Origin of the sequence: Methylomonas sp. ZR1 (assembly GCF_013141865.1) — a bacterium.
Lineage (GTDB): Bacteria > Pseudomonadota > Gammaproteobacteria > Methylococcales > Methylomonadaceae > Methylomonas.
In genome coordinates this window covers 443,831-457,694 of the sequence record NZ_RCST01000001.1, presented here as the reverse complement: position 1 = coordinate 457,694, position 13,864 = coordinate 443,831, and the positions used below count along the sequence as shown (strand labels likewise).

At 50.2% G+C, this 13,864-nt stretch carries 14 protein-coding genes; 2 read left to right on the top strand and 12 right to left on the bottom strand.

Annotation, left to right across the window (positions count from 1 at the left end; all coding sequences use genetic code 11):
• Positions 1 to 75: 75 nt before the first annotated feature.
• From xrtD to cutA, 11 genes are all read right to left on the bottom strand, one after another.
• On the bottom strand, positions 76 to 1,677 hold the full coding sequence (gene xrtD / locus DDY07_RS02070) for a VPLPA-CTERM-specific exosortase XrtD (RefSeq protein WP_171694621.1): 1,602 nt from the start codon (positions 1,675 to 1,677) through the stop codon (positions 76 to 78).
• A gap of 185 nt (positions 1,678 to 1,862) precedes the next feature.
• Positions 1,863 to 2,390 carry a hypothetical protein gene (locus tag DDY07_RS02065; protein ID WP_171694620.1) on the bottom strand — a complete coding sequence of 176 codons (528 nt, stop codon included), beginning with the start codon at positions 2,388 to 2,390 and terminating at the stop codon, positions 1,863 to 1,865.
• A gap of 179 nt (positions 2,391 to 2,569) precedes the next feature.
• Positions 2,570 to 3,766, bottom strand: coding sequence for a class I SAM-dependent rRNA methyltransferase (locus DDY07_RS02060; RefSeq protein WP_171694619.1), 1,197 nt, complete (start codon positions 3,764 to 3,766; stop codon positions 2,570 to 2,572).
• Positions 3,767 to 3,772: 6 nt separating this feature from the next.
• Complete coding sequence (locus DDY07_RS02055; protein WP_171694618.1) at positions 3,773 to 4,417, bottom strand: zinc-ribbon and DUF3426 domain-containing protein; 645 nt, start codon at positions 4,415 to 4,417, stop codon at positions 3,773 to 3,775.
• 4 nt (positions 4,418 to 4,421) lie between these two features.
• A complete protein-coding gene (gene prmA / locus DDY07_RS02050) occupies positions 4,422 to 5,306 on the bottom strand; it encodes a 50S ribosomal protein L11 methyltransferase (RefSeq protein ID WP_171694617.1) in 885 nt (294 codons plus the stop codon).
• 65 nt (positions 5,307 to 5,371) lie between these two features.
• Positions 5,372 to 6,715 carry an acetyl-CoA carboxylase biotin carboxylase subunit gene (accC, locus tag DDY07_RS02045; protein ID WP_101051644.1) on the bottom strand — a complete coding sequence of 448 codons (1,344 nt, stop codon included), beginning with the start codon at positions 6,713 to 6,715 and terminating at the stop codon, positions 5,372 to 5,374.
• Between the two features lie 20 nt (positions 6,716 to 6,735).
• Positions 6,736 to 7,176: an acetyl-CoA carboxylase biotin carboxyl carrier protein gene (gene accB, locus DDY07_RS02040; RefSeq protein WP_171694616.1), complete on the bottom strand. Its 441-nt coding sequence runs from the start codon at positions 7,174 to 7,176 to the stop codon at positions 6,736 to 6,738.
• Positions 7,166 to 7,627: a type II 3-dehydroquinate dehydratase gene (gene aroQ / locus DDY07_RS02035; protein WP_101051646.1), complete on the bottom strand. Its 462-nt coding sequence runs from the start codon at positions 7,625 to 7,627 to the stop codon at positions 7,166 to 7,168. Before aroQ ends, accB begins: the two co-directional genes overlap by 11 nt.
• A 114-nt stretch (positions 7,628 to 7,741) precedes the next feature.
• The gene (locus DDY07_RS02030; protein WP_171694615.1) at positions 7,742 to 8,269 is read right to left on the bottom strand and encodes a TlpA disulfide reductase family protein; all 528 of its coding nucleotides are present in this window, start codon (positions 8,267 to 8,269) and stop codon (positions 7,742 to 7,744) included.
• Positions 8,266 to 10,485: a protein-disulfide reductase DsbD gene (locus tag DDY07_RS02025; RefSeq protein ID WP_171694614.1), complete on the bottom strand. Its 2,220-nt coding sequence runs from the start codon at positions 10,483 to 10,485 to the stop codon at positions 8,266 to 8,268. Before DDY07_RS02025 ends, DDY07_RS02030 begins: the two co-directional genes overlap by 4 nt.
• Positions 10,467 to 10,784, bottom strand: coding sequence for a divalent-cation tolerance protein CutA (gene cutA / locus DDY07_RS02020; RefSeq protein ID WP_171694613.1), 318 nt, complete (start codon positions 10,782 to 10,784; stop codon positions 10,467 to 10,469). The genes DDY07_RS02025 and cutA overlap by 19 nt, the downstream gene beginning before the upstream one ends.
• 72 nt (positions 10,785 to 10,856) lie before the next feature.
• On the opposite strand from cutA, the gene DDY07_RS02015 reads away from it, so the two are divergent.
• On the top strand, positions 10,857 to 11,297 hold the full coding sequence (locus DDY07_RS02015; RefSeq protein ID WP_171694612.1) for an FxsA family protein: 441 nt from the start codon (positions 10,857 to 10,859) through the stop codon (positions 11,295 to 11,297).
• 61 nt (positions 11,298 to 11,358) lie between these two features.
• On the opposite strand, the gene DDY07_RS02010 is transcribed toward DDY07_RS02015, so the two are convergent.
• Positions 11,359 to 11,595, bottom strand: a complete 237-nt coding sequence (locus DDY07_RS02010) for a DUF2892 domain-containing protein (RefSeq protein ID WP_101051651.1) — start codon at positions 11,593 to 11,595, stop codon at positions 11,359 to 11,361.
• Positions 11,596 to 11,696: 101 nt separating this feature from the next.
• Here DDY07_RS02010 and uvrD point away from each other — a divergent pair, with 101 nt between their 5' ends.
• Entirely contained in the window at positions 11,697 to 13,862 is a 2,166-nt protein-coding gene (uvrD, locus tag DDY07_RS02005) for a DNA helicase II (protein ID WP_171694611.1), read from the top strand.
• Positions 13,863 to 13,864: the final 2 nt, after the last annotated feature.

The following is a 13,864-nucleotide window of genomic DNA, read 5'->3' as shown; positions in this document are numbered from 1 at the left end:
GCTCCTTTTCTTTTGAGTCAAATCGACGTAAAACCGCATAAATTCGTCAGGCAATAAAGCCGACGTCTTAATTGATTAACCCGGTAAAGCCGAATAAACCGGCTCAATGATCTTACCCGGCAAATAGGCGGGTAACTCAGGCAATAAATCTTTTAAAAATAAATGCAGGCGTTTGTCGGCAACGGCAATATCTTCCACCTTATCCACAGGAGTCACCAAGCGAATCAAAGCCCCATCGGTGCGATTCATAGTGATGGCATCATAAAATAGATACCATTTGACCATATATTCGTTAGTTATCATCCGGCCGCGCTGTTGAAACCAAAAATACACTAATTGTCTGCTTTCGCCTTTTTGGATAATGGCCCGATTTACCTGCAATGCCTGCCCGTCCAGTTGCAAATCTGTGAACTCGCGCTGCTCGAAACTGCTGATCTGCCAACCATCCCCAGGAATACAACTGCGGGGCGAATGTACTACGGCGCCCTTGCGTTGCGATTGGTAGTACGCGCTGTAAAAATTAACGCTGTTCCGAGTTTCAGGCTGAACAAAATTGACAATAACATAATCCGTCAATTTCAACTCGTTTAGATAAAATTGCGTTAAATAGTCATTGCGTCCCTGCCAACTTCCCAACGTCGTCGGAAATGTTAAAAACGCTTTTCGCGCTGGAATAATGTCTTCCCGCCCCTTAAAGACCTCTGAAGCACCTGCACCTATACAAAGCAATAGCAACACAGCGAAAACCGATTTGTTCAATATTGCGACAATATCTCGACGCGCCGTGTGGCTCCATTCTTCCGGAATCTGCACCAGTTCGCCCATTGCCAGTTTCCTACCGCTGATTCGGCTAAAAACCCACATCTCGATAAATAGCAGAAACATGCACAGCAAAAATACCGCCCAGCCTTCAAAATCATGCAAAAAGCCTTCAGCCATCTCAGTGCCCCAGTTATCAACCAGGACCCCGATGACACCAATCCGAAAGCTGTTCATGAAAATAGTCAGGGGCATCGACGACAGAAAAATCAGCAACTTCTGCCAGAATGGACCTTTAAACAGATAAGCGCATAGGAAAGCCAGACTGGCCAAAGGAAACAAATAACGCAATCCGCTACAGGCATCGACCACTTGCAACTTATAGCTGCCTAGATCGATAACATTCCCTTCCAGGTAAACCATGATGTCGCAAGCGCGTATAAATTCCACGCCCAACCAGGAAGAAATCAATTGCAGCTTTGACGACAGGTTATTCAGTATGAAAGATGGAAACGGCACCATGAAGACTAAAAACAACAGTGGGATAGCCCCAACCCGCAGCCCGCGCAGCCCGAAAGCACTGCCAAACATCCCAGTCAACACCACCAGAAAAGCATACTGCTCCATGGTTTTTATGGTTGCCAACCCGCCCAGAATAAAAAGAATCAACCCTAAGCAGATAATGATGATACCGGGCAGCGACGCTTTAAATCCTTGAACCAAGACTAGCTCGCCGCGCCGCACCCAAAGCAGGTAAATAGTGATGATAGGTATAAAAAACCCGTGACTGTATTCCTCAACGTTCGTCCATGTCGTCGCCATTTCGACAAGGCTATCCCTGAACACCACGCACAGCAGCAATAAAGCCGCACCCCATAATGACCAGACAATGGCCGGTTTCGTATTCTCTGTATTCATTCCGTGTCGAAAATAAGAATTGATGTTTAAATTTCCCCCATACCGGCACTGTTTGTTATGCGGTATGGAAATTTTGTCCTACTTGCTAACCCGATCAATCGCAATAGCCCTGACCGGTAAATCCAACCATTATCCCCGAGCTTTATTAAAGCCGAGTGACACATCATGACAGACAAATAACACTTTTAGGCTTCGGGATCGGCAGTAAAAATCGGGTTTGTTTTGTCGTCTTCATGCAATTTAGCTTTTTCTTCAGGATAAATATGCCAAAAAGATTGATCGATAGCACCGTCGGTATAGCTGTTTTTACGATCATGGGTAAATGGACACCACCAGTTTTCCACCACTTTCACCAAGTAAGCATGCCATTCGAATAAGCCCACACTCACCGGACAATACCAGGTGCAATTCAATATCCAGAATAATTTCGATTGCGCCATGCTGAATTTGAATGACCCGTCCATCGTAATCTGATTCTTTAAATCATACCGATGGCTCGCCCTGGCCGGCAGAAAATCACTCCATTTTTTAACATTTTCCGCACCGACCAATTTCAGGCTGAAATACGTCAAATAAGCGCTGGTAATCACAAACGGCAAGGTCAAAATCGGCAAATAGATAAACAGCAAACCAATAGCTCTGGATATAACCGGCATTTGTTTATGATGGCAACCGATATTGACGCGGTCTGCACAAGATTCGCAGGCTTTCATGTTTATTTCTCCTCTGGAGTCGTTATTATTATTTGCTCGCTATGGAGCAGTTGAAAAATGCTGCGACAACCCTCGCAACAGAATTTTTTTTCGCCCAGCAAAGTGTTGAGCTCAAATCCGGGAATCAACACCCGCTGACCGCACAGACCGCATTGGGGCTTGGAGTCCACCATAATTGACTATAGCCGGCTCGATACTGCACAAAAAAAGGTTTTCAAATAATCGGTCTCAGGCAAGGCCGGATGAATCGGATGATCCGGGCCTTGAGCGCCGGCACCGAAAAACACCAAGTGCCGGTCAATGTGCCGCGCCGAAGAACGCAATATTTCATGCAAATTATCTCTACTCAAATGATGCGAGCATGATGCCGAGACCAAAATACCATTATTCGACAAAACCTGTAGCGCCAAATGATTCAAGCGCCGATAGGCTTCGTACCCGGCTTTGAAATCTTTTTTACGTTTAATCAGCGCCGGCGGATCCAGGATGATCGCGTCGTAATGTTGTTGCTGTTCACGGGCTTGCTTCAAAAACTCGAACACGTCATTGCGCACGAATTGCATTTTGCCCTGCACCTGATTCAATTCGGCACTAGCGGAAGCTAAAGCCAACGCACTCTCGGAGCTATCCACACAACACACTTCCGCAGCGCCCGCCACTGCGGCAGGTATACCCCAAGCACCGGCATAGCTGAATAAATCCAACACCCTTAAACCATGGCAAGCTTTAGCAAACTGCGCCCTGCTGTTGCGATGATCGTAAAACCAACCGGTTTTTTGGCCTTCGGCCACATTGACGATAAAACGCACGTTGTTTTCTTCAATCAGCAATTGCTCAGGCAACTCGCCGTAAATCAGCTCAGGCTCCAGAGAGAGACTTTCCAACTGGCGCTGACTATTATCGTTTTTCAGCAAAATAGCCGTTGGCGCCAGCAGCTCAAGTAGGATCTTGACCAGCACATCCTTATAACGCTCCATTCCGGCAGTGGTAATTTGCACGGAAAGCACAACCCCAAAGCGATCAATTACCAAGCCTGGTAGACCATCGCTTTCGCCGAACACCAAGCGATAATAGGGCTTATCGAACAAACGCTCACGCAACCCTAAAGCTTGGGCCAAGCGCGCTTTAAAAAAACTTTCATTGATTTTGATATTGGTTTTACGCGTCAACAAGCGCGCGCAAATGAGTGCATGAGGATTCAGATACGCTATCCCCAAAGCTTTACCGCCAGAATCGTGAACAAGGACTAAGTCGCCTGCCGCAAACTGCTCCAAAGGGCTGCGCTGGGTATCGACCTCGTTGCTGAACACCCACAAATGCCCTTGCCGCAGACGTTTGTCTTCGTTTTTTTTTAGAAACAGTTCCGGGTAGCTCATATTGCCCTAAAGTAAGGTAAAGGTATAACCGCCAATTGGCGCAGCAGGCGCCACAACAAACAACCGAATTTCGACCGTTTGCTCCGGGGCGAGTGTTGTGGGTTTTAGAAGGTACTCCGCAGAACTAAACACCCGCTCCGCAATGGCCTGTCCATTAAAATTCAACACACTCAGCTTCAAATCAGGCGCGGCTTGCGCAAAAGGCGCCTGATTACTAAGTACAGCGTTAAACAAATAACTGCTATCGCTTCGAACTCGCAAATCGCTATGCGAAACGCTCAATTCCTCAAGATTTCTATATGGCGGTAACCGACAAGATAATGTCGCACAAACTTTATCTAAATGTGCTCTGAGCTGAGGCTGCATAGTTAAACGATAACCTTCGAAATACAGTATTTGTGCCACCAATAACAATGCCAATAAGCTGGTGGCAACAAACCAAACCCGCCGAGTCTGCGGCCCCTGGTCTAAAGTTTGGAGGTCTGGATACGGCAAGTCGTCGTTCAGTCGCGAATCTTTATCTTCACTAAGGAATCGCAACGCATCGAAAGAGTTACCGCAAACCGAACAATCCAACAAGCCACGCGATTGCCGCAAATGCTCGACGGTAACTTCGTGCTGCTCAGCGCAATGCGGACACCGGCTAAACATCTATTCAGTCGGGTTTATGGGCATCCAATCGACACCAGTCTTCCTGGCTGACCGGCGGCGCCACAACAAACCCCTGCTCTCGATAAGCTGCCGCTACAGACTCGGCTTGTTCGTTCAAGATGCCCGACAAAACCAACTGCCCGCCCGGCCTGACCAATGCGCCAATCGTTGGGGCCAGCTCAATCAGCGGTTTAGCGAGAATATTGGCAAGTACCAAATCAGCTGCAAACCCGGAAAACTGTTCGGGCAGATAATAATCAATCCGTTGCTGAACCTGATTTTTTTCGGCGTTGTATTGACTGGCGGTCAACGCCTGCGGATCAATATCTACCGCATGCGCCCGCTTGGCACCCAGTAACAACGCTGCGACGGCAAGAATCCCCGATCCACAGCCGTAGTCGATTAACACTTTATCCTTAATATCGTTACCGGCCAACCACTCCAAACACAATGCAGTCGTCGGATGAGTTCCGGTACCGAATGCCAAGCCGGGATCCAAAGTCATGCAAACCGTACCCGGCTCGTGCTGTTCCTGGCCGCTGGGGCAAATCCATAAACGATTGGCAAACTTCATCGCCTGGAAATGCTCCATCCACGCCCGCTCCCAGGCTTGATCTTGCAAAACCTCGGCTACCCATTCCTGCAAAGGCTGACCGATAAACTGATTGAACAACAAGTTGCGAACAATATCCGGATCGGTATCGAGCTCGAACAAAGCCGTGACCCGAGTACGAGTCCAGATTTTGGTTTGATCAATGGCCGGTTCGTAAACCGGCTCATCATCGGCATCGCTGTAAGTCACCGAGACCGCGCCCAATTCGCTGAAAAACTCCGATATGTCCGGAGCAGTGGTTTCGTCGGTGATAACGGAAAGCTGATGCCAGGCCATAGTTATATAAAGCGTTTAGCAGGGAAAGAAGACGCCATTTTCGTCATCTCCTCGCCCTTACCGAATTAATGGATACCCAATTTCTTTTCGAGGTAATGGATATTTTGCCCACCCAGAGCGAACGCCGCGTCAGCCATAATGCTCTGTTGCAAGGGGATATTGGTTTTGATGCCGTCTATCACCATTTCACTCAGTGCGGTCTTCATCCGGGCAATCGCACTGGCTCTATCGTCGCCGTGTGCAATCAGCTTGCCGATCATGGAATCGTAATACGGCGGCACTTTATAGCCATTATAGATATGCGTCTCGCAACGGATACCCGGGCCACCCGGCATATGGAATTGATCGATCACGCCGGGGCTGGGCATAAAAGTTTTCGGATCTTCGGCATTCAAACGGCATTCGATCGCATGACCGGTAAACTTCACCTGTTCTTGCGTGATCGATAACGGCTCGCCCGCAGCGATGCGTAGCTGTTCCTTCACAATATCGAAACCGGTAATCATCTCGGTGACCGGATGCTCGACCTGCACCCGCGTATTCATTTCTATGAAGTAAAACTGGCCTTTTTCATAGAGAAACTCGAAAGTACCGGCACCTAGATAACCAATTTCCCGGCAAGCCAGCGCGCAACGCTCGCCCATCTGTTTGCGTTGCTCTTCGGTAATACCCGGCGCAGGCGCTTCTTCCACCACTTTTTGATGACGGCGCTGCATGGAACAATCCCGCTCGCCCAGATGTATCGCATTGCCGTGCGAGTCTGCCAACACCTGAAACTCGATATGCCGCGGATCTTCCAGAAACTTTTCCATATAGACGGTGCTATTGCCAAACGCGGTGCCGGCCTCGGCCTTGGTCATTGCAATGGCATTTAGCAACGCGCTCTCGGTGTGCACAGTGCGCATGCCACGACCGCCGCCGCCGCCAGCAGCCTTAATGATCACAGGATAACCAATTTCCCGCGCCATTTTCAGATTGGTTTCCTCGTCATCCCCCAAAGGATCGCCGTTACCCGGCACACAAGGGATACCCGCAGCCTGCATGGCTTTTTTTGCGGCGATTTTGTCACCCATCATCCGAATGGTATCAGGCCTTGGACCGATAAATACAAAGCCGCTTTGACTCACTTTCTCAGAAAAATCGGCATTTTCGGATAAGAAACCGTAACCGGGATGGATGGCTTCGGCATCGGTGACTTCTGCGGCGCTGATAATCGCCGGGATATTCAAATAGCTGGCGGCCGACGCAGCAGGACCGATACAGACTGCTTCATCGGCCAGTCTGACGTGTTTTAAGTCACGATCTGCTTCGGAATACACTGCCACGGTTTTAATACCCAATTCGCGACAGGCCCGCAAAATGCGCAAAGCAATCTCGCCGCGATTGGCGATAACAATTTTCTCAAACATTAGTCCAGCCCCTTTGTCCGTTATTCAATGATGAACAAAGGTTGGCCATATTCGACCGGATGGCCGTTTTCAACCAGAATCTGTTTGATTTTGCCGCTTTTATCCGCTTCGATCTGATTCAAAATCTTCATCGCTTCGATGATGCACAAGGTTTGACCATTGCTAACCGACTGACCTACCTCGACAAATGCCGCTGAACCAGGCGATGCAGAGCGATAAAAAGTCCCAACCATCGGCGACTTCACAACATGACCACTGACTTTCTCTTCCACTGGCGCGACCGCGGCGGAGGCTGCAGCAACCGCTACCGGTGCCGAAGCCACCGGCGCAGCATATTGTACCGGCGCAGCCGCCGAATAACGGCTGATTTTCACTGATTCTTCGCCTTCGCGAATCTCTATTTCAGCAATATCGGATTCCTCGATAAGATCAATCAGTTTTTTTATTTTTCTAATATCCATTGTTCTGAGTTCTCTCTAGTAATATCTGATGAGCGGCTTGCAAAGCCAATTCGTAACCGTTCGCCCCCAATCCGCAGATAACGCCGACGGCGATATCCGAAAAATACGAATGCTTCCTGAAAGGCTCACGGGCATGCACGTTCGATAAATGTACTTCTATGAATGCAATCTTGGTTGCCAGCAAGGCATCGCGAATAGCCACGCTGGTATGGGTAAATGCGGCGGGATTGATAATGATAAAATCGACGCCCTGCCGATAAGCCTGATGAATTTGTTCAACAATTTCATGCTCGGCGTTGCTTTGCAGGAAATTTAATTGATGCCCCAATGTTTGGGCCAACCGCTCCATCCCCTGCTGAATGCTTTGCAATGTTTTGCTACCGTAAAGCCCAGGTTCCCGGACGCCTAACAGATTTAAATTGGGTCCATTGAGAACCGTGAGGTTTGCCATTGCCGGTGTCGAACAAAAATTAGCCAAATAAGAATGAATTCTGCCTAATTTGTAGGTTTTTGTCCAGATAAACCGCTTTTCACTTCATTAGCCTGCGTTTTAGCGATTTTTCAGTCATTTTGCCGTCAACAACGGTGCAATCACTTCCAGCACTTTTTCTCGGGTCAATTCGCCTAATTGATGATGCACAATTTGCCCTTGTTGATTAATGATCACCGTGAATGGCACGGTGTTGATGACATTGCCCAGCTGTTGAGCCAACATTGTTGCACCTTCGCCGCCAATCAACACCGGATAATTGATCTTGATACGCTTAAGGTAGTCTTCTACCGGTTGCTTGTCTTCGATGGCAATACCGACAAACTGCACGCCTTTGTCTTTATACTCGTCCTGCAGCTTGATGAACTCGGGAATTTCCTTCAAACAGGGCGGACACCAGGTTGCCCAGAAGTTGATAATCAATATTTTGCCTTGCCATTGCGCGACCGATTGCGGCGTATCCGCCAGGTCAGGCAAGCTAAAATTGATTTGCGGAGTCGGTTTACCGGCTTCAGGGGCTGCGAAATATTGTCTGACAAACAGACCGGCCGCCAGTGCAACAAAGGCAATAGCGGTGACTATCAGTATGATTTTTTTATTCATAGTTGTTGCAAGGTTCTTAAAAAAGTAGCGGCATCCTGGTAGCCGATCACGCGCTGCGCAGCCTGTTCACGGCCATCGGCACCAAAAAATATGATGCCCGGCGGCCCAACTAGCTCGAAGCGTTTTAACAAGGCTTTATCTGCCTCATTGTTATCGGTCACGTCGGCCTGGAGCAGCACAAAATCAGCCAATTGTCGCTTAACCTGCGGATCGGTGAAGGTGTAAGCCTCCATCTCTTTACAGGAAATACACCAATCGGCATAGAAATCCAGCATCACCAGCTTGCCGCTGGCCGTTGCTTGCTGGATGCGCTGGTCCAATTCCGCCACCGATGCCACCCGCTGAAAACTAAGCCCCTGAACCGGTTCCTGCGCTTGCGCATTGAAACCCATGCCTTGCAGGGGCCGTAGGGGATTATCGTTTCCGGCGCTCAAGCCGATCAACTGCAAAACGCCAAATACGAGCATGATAATGCCCAAACCTTTCCGCAGTTTACGCCAACCGGAAGCCGTTTCCGGCAAAGAATCGATTGCCCCGAGAAATATGGCCGGAATAACCAACAATAAAGCCCACAAAAACATCGTCACCGCAGCCGGCAGAATCCGCGATAACATCCACACCGCCACGGCCAGCATCGCGACGCCGAATACGGCTTTGGTGGCATTCAGCCAATCACCGGCCTTGGGCAGCAGTTTTCCAGCTGATGCGCCCAACAGTAATAACGGTGCACCCATACCAAGGCCCATCATGAACAACGCCAAACCGCCCAACACCACATCACCGGTTTGACCGATGTAAATCAATGCCGCTGCCAGCGGGGCTGCCACGCAGGGCCCGACGATCAGCGACGACAGCGCCCCCATGATACCCGCGCCGAGATATGAACCATCGCGATGCTTATCGCTGGAGTGATGCAAGGCAGACTGCAGCGATTTCGGCAGCTCCAAATGGTAAAAACCAAACATAGACAGCGATAACAGTACGAATAATCCTGAAAACACGGCGATTACCCAAGGCTCTTGAAAGGTCGCTTGCAGATTGCTGCCGAACAAAGCCGCCAAGATACCGAACAGTGTATACATCAACGCCGAAGCCAGTACATAACTCAAGGACAGCAAGAAGGCCTTGCGCGTACCGATTTGGTCACCATGGCCGACGATGATGCCGGACAGAATTGGAATCATCGGAAACACACATGGGGTAAAGGCCAGCAACAAGCCAAACCCGAAAAAACTGAGTAAAGTCAGTGCCAAGCTATCATGCCGCAAGGCATTGACAATTTTATCCTGCTCCGACAACTCGGCAACCGCGGCCGGTTTGGCTTGCGGCAATGCATCAGTAGGCGGCAAGTCAAGGCTCACCTTGGATTGCATGGGCGGATAGCACACACCGCGGTCGGCGCAACCTTGAAACTTTGCCAGCAACTCAATGGTTTCGCCGGCCTTGCTATCTCGCAACAGCGGTATATCGACGCTGATCTGGTTTCGGTAGATTTGCACCTGACCGAACTCAGCGTCGTGGTAAGCAGCGCCTTCCGGAAGTTGCAACGGCGACAACCGCGTCTGGGTAGAGCCCTCCGCTTTGACCGACAACTTATCCTTATAGAGGTAATAACCCTCGGCAATTTGCCAGGTTGCTTGCACAGTATGCGGATCTTTCAAAGTCGCGAAAAACTGAAAGGCTTGTTCCGCCGGCAATAACTCCTCAGAAAACAAGCCGGGCGACAAACCCTTTAGACCTTTGACGAACTGGTTGAGCGCCCCATTGTTTGCGGCGGCCGAAGCTGCAGGGAGCGCCACATCCAACAGTACTTTTTGCGGCGGATAACAAACCCCGGCATCCGCACAACCTTGGTATTTAACCAGCAGCTTTAATTGGGTTTCACGACCTTGACTAATCAGCGGCACCACTACATCCAGCGTGTTGCGATACACCACCACCTCGCCCAGACTTGGGTCATGCTCGGTAACGCCTTCCGGCATGCTCGCCTGGCCCAGCTGAATCGATTCGGTTTGTGACTGGAACTTGGTCTTATCGCGATACAGGTGGTAGCCTTCGACTATCTGCCAATGCAATTCAACTTTATCGGCAGTTTCGGCCGTGGCAGTTAACTTGAATGCCTGCTCCGGGGGCAAAAAATCCTGGCTGTCCAGCGCCGCCGCAGTGCGCCAAAAAACAGCGAATAAACATAATAAAATCAGTCGATGCCAAGGCATGAGTCTATCCATTTCAAATAATCCAGCGAGCCGCTTTCTATCGCGACCGCAATAATTTCCGGGAGTTGGTAAGGGTGTAGGCTTTTCAGCGTCGCTTCAATGGCCGCATAGCGGTCTTGAGGACTTTTGATGAGCAGCAAATGTTCCTGAGCGGTTTCAATTTCACCTTGCCATTCATAAACCGAGCGCACACCTGGCAAGATGTTCACGCAGGCCGCTAATTTTTGGGTTATCAGAGTGCCGGCCAGTTTGTCAGCAACCTCTAGGTCCGGGCAGGTACAAAGAATCAATTGATACATCGCGATATTATCCTGGAATTTGCACCAAGATGCTCTTAGTATTAGCGGCTTTTTACCGCAACCGGACTCACCATGAAAACCATGCAAATTCTGTTTATCGCTTTTTTGATCGTGCCGTTTGTGGAAATATACGTGCTATTGCAAGTCGGCGGCTTGATCGGCGCCTTTCCCACTATTTTGCTGGTGGTTTTTACTGCGGTTTTGGGCGCTTGGCTACTACGTCGGCAAGGTTTCACCACCTGGCAGCGCTTCCAGTCCGGGTTGGCACAAGGGGAAATTCCGGCTTATGAAATGATCGAGGGCCCGATATTGCTGGTAGGCGGAGCGTTGTTATTGACGCCGGGATTTTTCACCGACCTGTTGGGTTTCGCTTGTACGATTCCAACCTTACGCAGAAAGATTGCTCAGTACATTATCGAGCATCATTTGCTGCAAACTCAGATGGGCTCTGTGTTTAAACAGGCACGAGACTCGCAAACCATTATCGAAGGCGAGTACAACAAACAAGATTAATAAGGTTTTTTTGAATCCGAATCCGCGCCAAAGGCGCAGATTCGGAGCTGGCCACTAGCAGTTATTGACCGGTAGACCCTGCATCAGCACCCAAGGTATTTTTGTCCATACCGGAATATACCGGGCACCAGCCGGAATAACTGGTCGCAACCAAGACCAAGCCAACCAACAACATCAGGATGCTGGCGGTAAACAGCGATACGCTGAGCAACACCACGCCAGAAACCATGCGAACTTTCTTATCTTTCTCGCCGATGTTGTGCTCAAATTTGATCAAACGTTTATAATCGAAGCTCATTTCCAATCCTCTCTGTGTTGTAGTTATTAGTCCCGACGCACGGCCTTCCCTTAAAGGCAAGCAAATATACACAGCTCTTCAAAATCTGCAAGTTATAAAAAATGGACGTCTCTTCTATCATCACCTCTTTAAACGACGACCAACGTCTGGCCGTTTCCGCGCCCATGCAAGCCATGCTGGTACTGGCCGGCGCCGGTAGCGGCAAAACCCGGGTACTGGTCCATCGCATTGCCTGGCATATTCAAGTCAACCACATTTCGCCCTACAACATCCTGGCGGTGACCTTTACTAACAAAGCCGCCAACGAGATGCGCCATCGCATCGAAGATTTACTCGAAACTCCGGCCCGTGCCATGTGGATAGGCACTTTCCACGGCCTGGCCCACCGCTTATTGCGGCAGCACGCCAAGCAAGCCAATCTACCCGAAACCTTTCAGGTGATGGATAGCGACGATCAAATGCGTATCATCAAACGGCTGATGAAAAACCTGAATCTGGATGACAGCAAGTGGCCGCCCAAGCAGGCGCAATGGTTTATCAACGCGCAAAAAGACGAAGGCATCCGCGCCAAGCACGTGCAGGACAGCGGCGATTTTTATAACCGGCAGATGAAGGAAGTTTACCTGGCATATGAAGAAGTGTGCCAACGCTCCGGCTTAGTGGATTTTGCTGAATTGTTACTGAGAGCTCATGAATTGCTGCGCGATAACGACGACTTACTGGCCTTTTACCGGCAGCGCTTCCAACAAGTCCATGTCGACGAATTCCAGGACACCAACACCATCCAATACGCTTGGCTGCGCCTGCTTACCGATGGCAACAACAATCTGTTCGTGGTCGGCGACGACGATCAATCGATCTACGGCTGGCGCGGCGCTAAAATCGAGAATATTTTTAATTTCCAAAAGCACTATCCGGAGCACGGCATCGTCCGTCTGGAACAAAACTACCGCTCCAGCGGCCATATTCTGAAAGCCGCCAACACCTTGATCGCCAATAACGACAATCGGATGGGTAAGGAATTGTGGACTGATGCCGGCGAAGGCCATGCCATTTCTCTGTACTCAGCGTTCAACGAGCAAGATGAAGCCTATTTCGTCGTCGAGAAAATTCGGCAATGGGTGAAAGACGGCGGCTTGCGCAGCGACACCGCAATTCTGTATCGCTCCAATGCCCAATCCCGGCAATTTGAAGAACGCTTGATGACCACCGCCACGCCATATCGGGTTTACGGTGGCCTGCGCTTTTTCGAACGGATGGAAATCAAGAACGCCCTCGCCTATCTGCGTCTGTCCAGCAATCCGCACGACGATCCTTCGTTCGAACGGGTGGTGAATACGCCGACGCGCGGCATCGGCGCCAAAACCCTGGACGACATGCGCATCCTGGCCCGCCAACAACAGTTGTCGCTGTGGCAAGCAGCCTTGGCAATGCTGGAACACAATCAATTACCGGCGCGCGCCGCCAATGCCTTGCGCGGTTTTTTAAACCTGATTATCGCGCTCGGCGACACGACTAAAGATCTGAGCCTGCATGAAACGGTCAAACAAGTCGTCGAGACCAGCGGCTTGATCGAGCTGTATAAAAAAGAAAAGCAAGATAAAGGCGAAGCCCGGGTGGAAAACCTGGAGGAGTTGGTCAACGCCGCCCGCTTATTCGATTACGACAGCGAAAACGCCGAAAACATGGGCGAATTGGACATGTTTTTAGCGCACGCCGCATTGGAAGCCGGCGAAATGCAAGGCGAAGTCGACGAAGATTGCGTACAGTTGATGACACTGCATTCCGCCAAGGGTTTGGAATTTAAACTGGTGTTTCTGGTGGGCCTGGAAGAAGGCCTATTCCCTTCGCAACAAGCGCTGGACGATCCCGGGCGATTACAGGAAGAGCGCCGGTTGTGCTATGTCGGCATAACTCGGGCAATGCAGCAGCTATATCTGACGCACGCCGAGTCGCGGCGGCTTTACGGCAAGGATAGTTATCCGCGCGCCTCGCGGTTTTTGCGCGAACTGCCGCCGGAATCGATTCAGGAAATCAGGTTACGCGCCAACGTCAGCAGACCGGCCAGCAATAGTGCACCACAAACCAAAAGCCTGGGCAGCAAGGGTACTTACAAACTGGGCCAGCCTGTCAGGCACGAGAAATTCGGCGAAGGCGTGGTCCTGCAAATGGAAGGCGAAGGCGAACAGGAACGGGTGCAAATCAACTTCCGCAACGCGGGCATCAAATGGCTGATGCTGGCTTATGCCAAACTGGATGCTGCTTAGAA

Excerpts from the sequence above, each read along its gene's own strand:
- DDY07_RS02015 (WP_171694612.1), top strand. The coding sequence starts at position 10,857 with ATGAAAACCATGCAAATTCTGTTTATCGCTTTTTTGATCGTGCCGTTT.
- aroQ (WP_101051646.1), bottom strand. The coding sequence starts at position 7,627 with ATGGCAAACCTCACGGTTCTCAATGGACCCAATTTAAATCTGTTAGGC.
- DDY07_RS02060 (WP_171694619.1), bottom strand. The coding sequence starts at position 3,766 with ATGAGCTACCCGGAACTGTTTCTAAAAAAAAACGAAGACAAACGTCTG.
- uvrD (WP_171694611.1), top strand. The coding sequence starts at position 11,697 with ATGGACGTCTCTTCTATCATCACCTCTTTAAACGACGACCAACGTCTG.
- xrtD (WP_171694621.1), bottom strand. The coding sequence starts at position 1,677 with ATGAATACAGAGAATACGAAACCGGCCATTGTCTGGTCATTATGGGGT.
- DDY07_RS02065 (WP_171694620.1), bottom strand. The coding sequence starts at position 2,390 with ATGAAAGCCTGCGAATCTTGTGCAGACCGCGTCAATATCGGTTGCCAT.
- DDY07_RS02055 (WP_171694618.1), bottom strand. The coding sequence starts at position 4,417 with ATGTTTAGCCGGTGTCCGCATTGCGCTGAGCAGCACGAAGTTACCGTC.
- DDY07_RS02010 (WP_101051651.1), bottom strand. The coding sequence starts at position 11,595 with ATGAGCTTCGATTATAAACGTTTGATCAAATTTGAGCACAACATCGGC.
- accC (WP_101051644.1), bottom strand. The coding sequence starts at position 6,715 with ATGTTTGAGAAAATTGTTATCGCCAATCGCGGCGAGATTGCTTTGCGC.
- cutA (WP_171694613.1), bottom strand. The coding sequence starts at position 10,784 with ATGTATCAATTGATTCTTTGTACCTGCCCGGACCTAGAGGTTGCTGAC.
- accB (WP_171694616.1), bottom strand. The coding sequence starts at position 7,176 with ATGGATATTAGAAAAATAAAAAAACTGATTGATCTTATCGAGGAATCC.
- DDY07_RS02025 (WP_171694614.1), bottom strand. The coding sequence starts at position 10,485 with ATGCCTTGGCATCGACTGATTTTATTATGTTTATTCGCTGTTTTTTGG.
- DDY07_RS02030 (WP_171694615.1), bottom strand. The coding sequence starts at position 8,269 with ATGAATAAAAAAATCATACTGATAGTCACCGCTATTGCCTTTGTTGCA.
- prmA (WP_171694617.1), bottom strand. The coding sequence starts at position 5,306 with ATGGCCTGGCATCAGCTTTCCGTTATCACCGACGAAACCACTGCTCCG.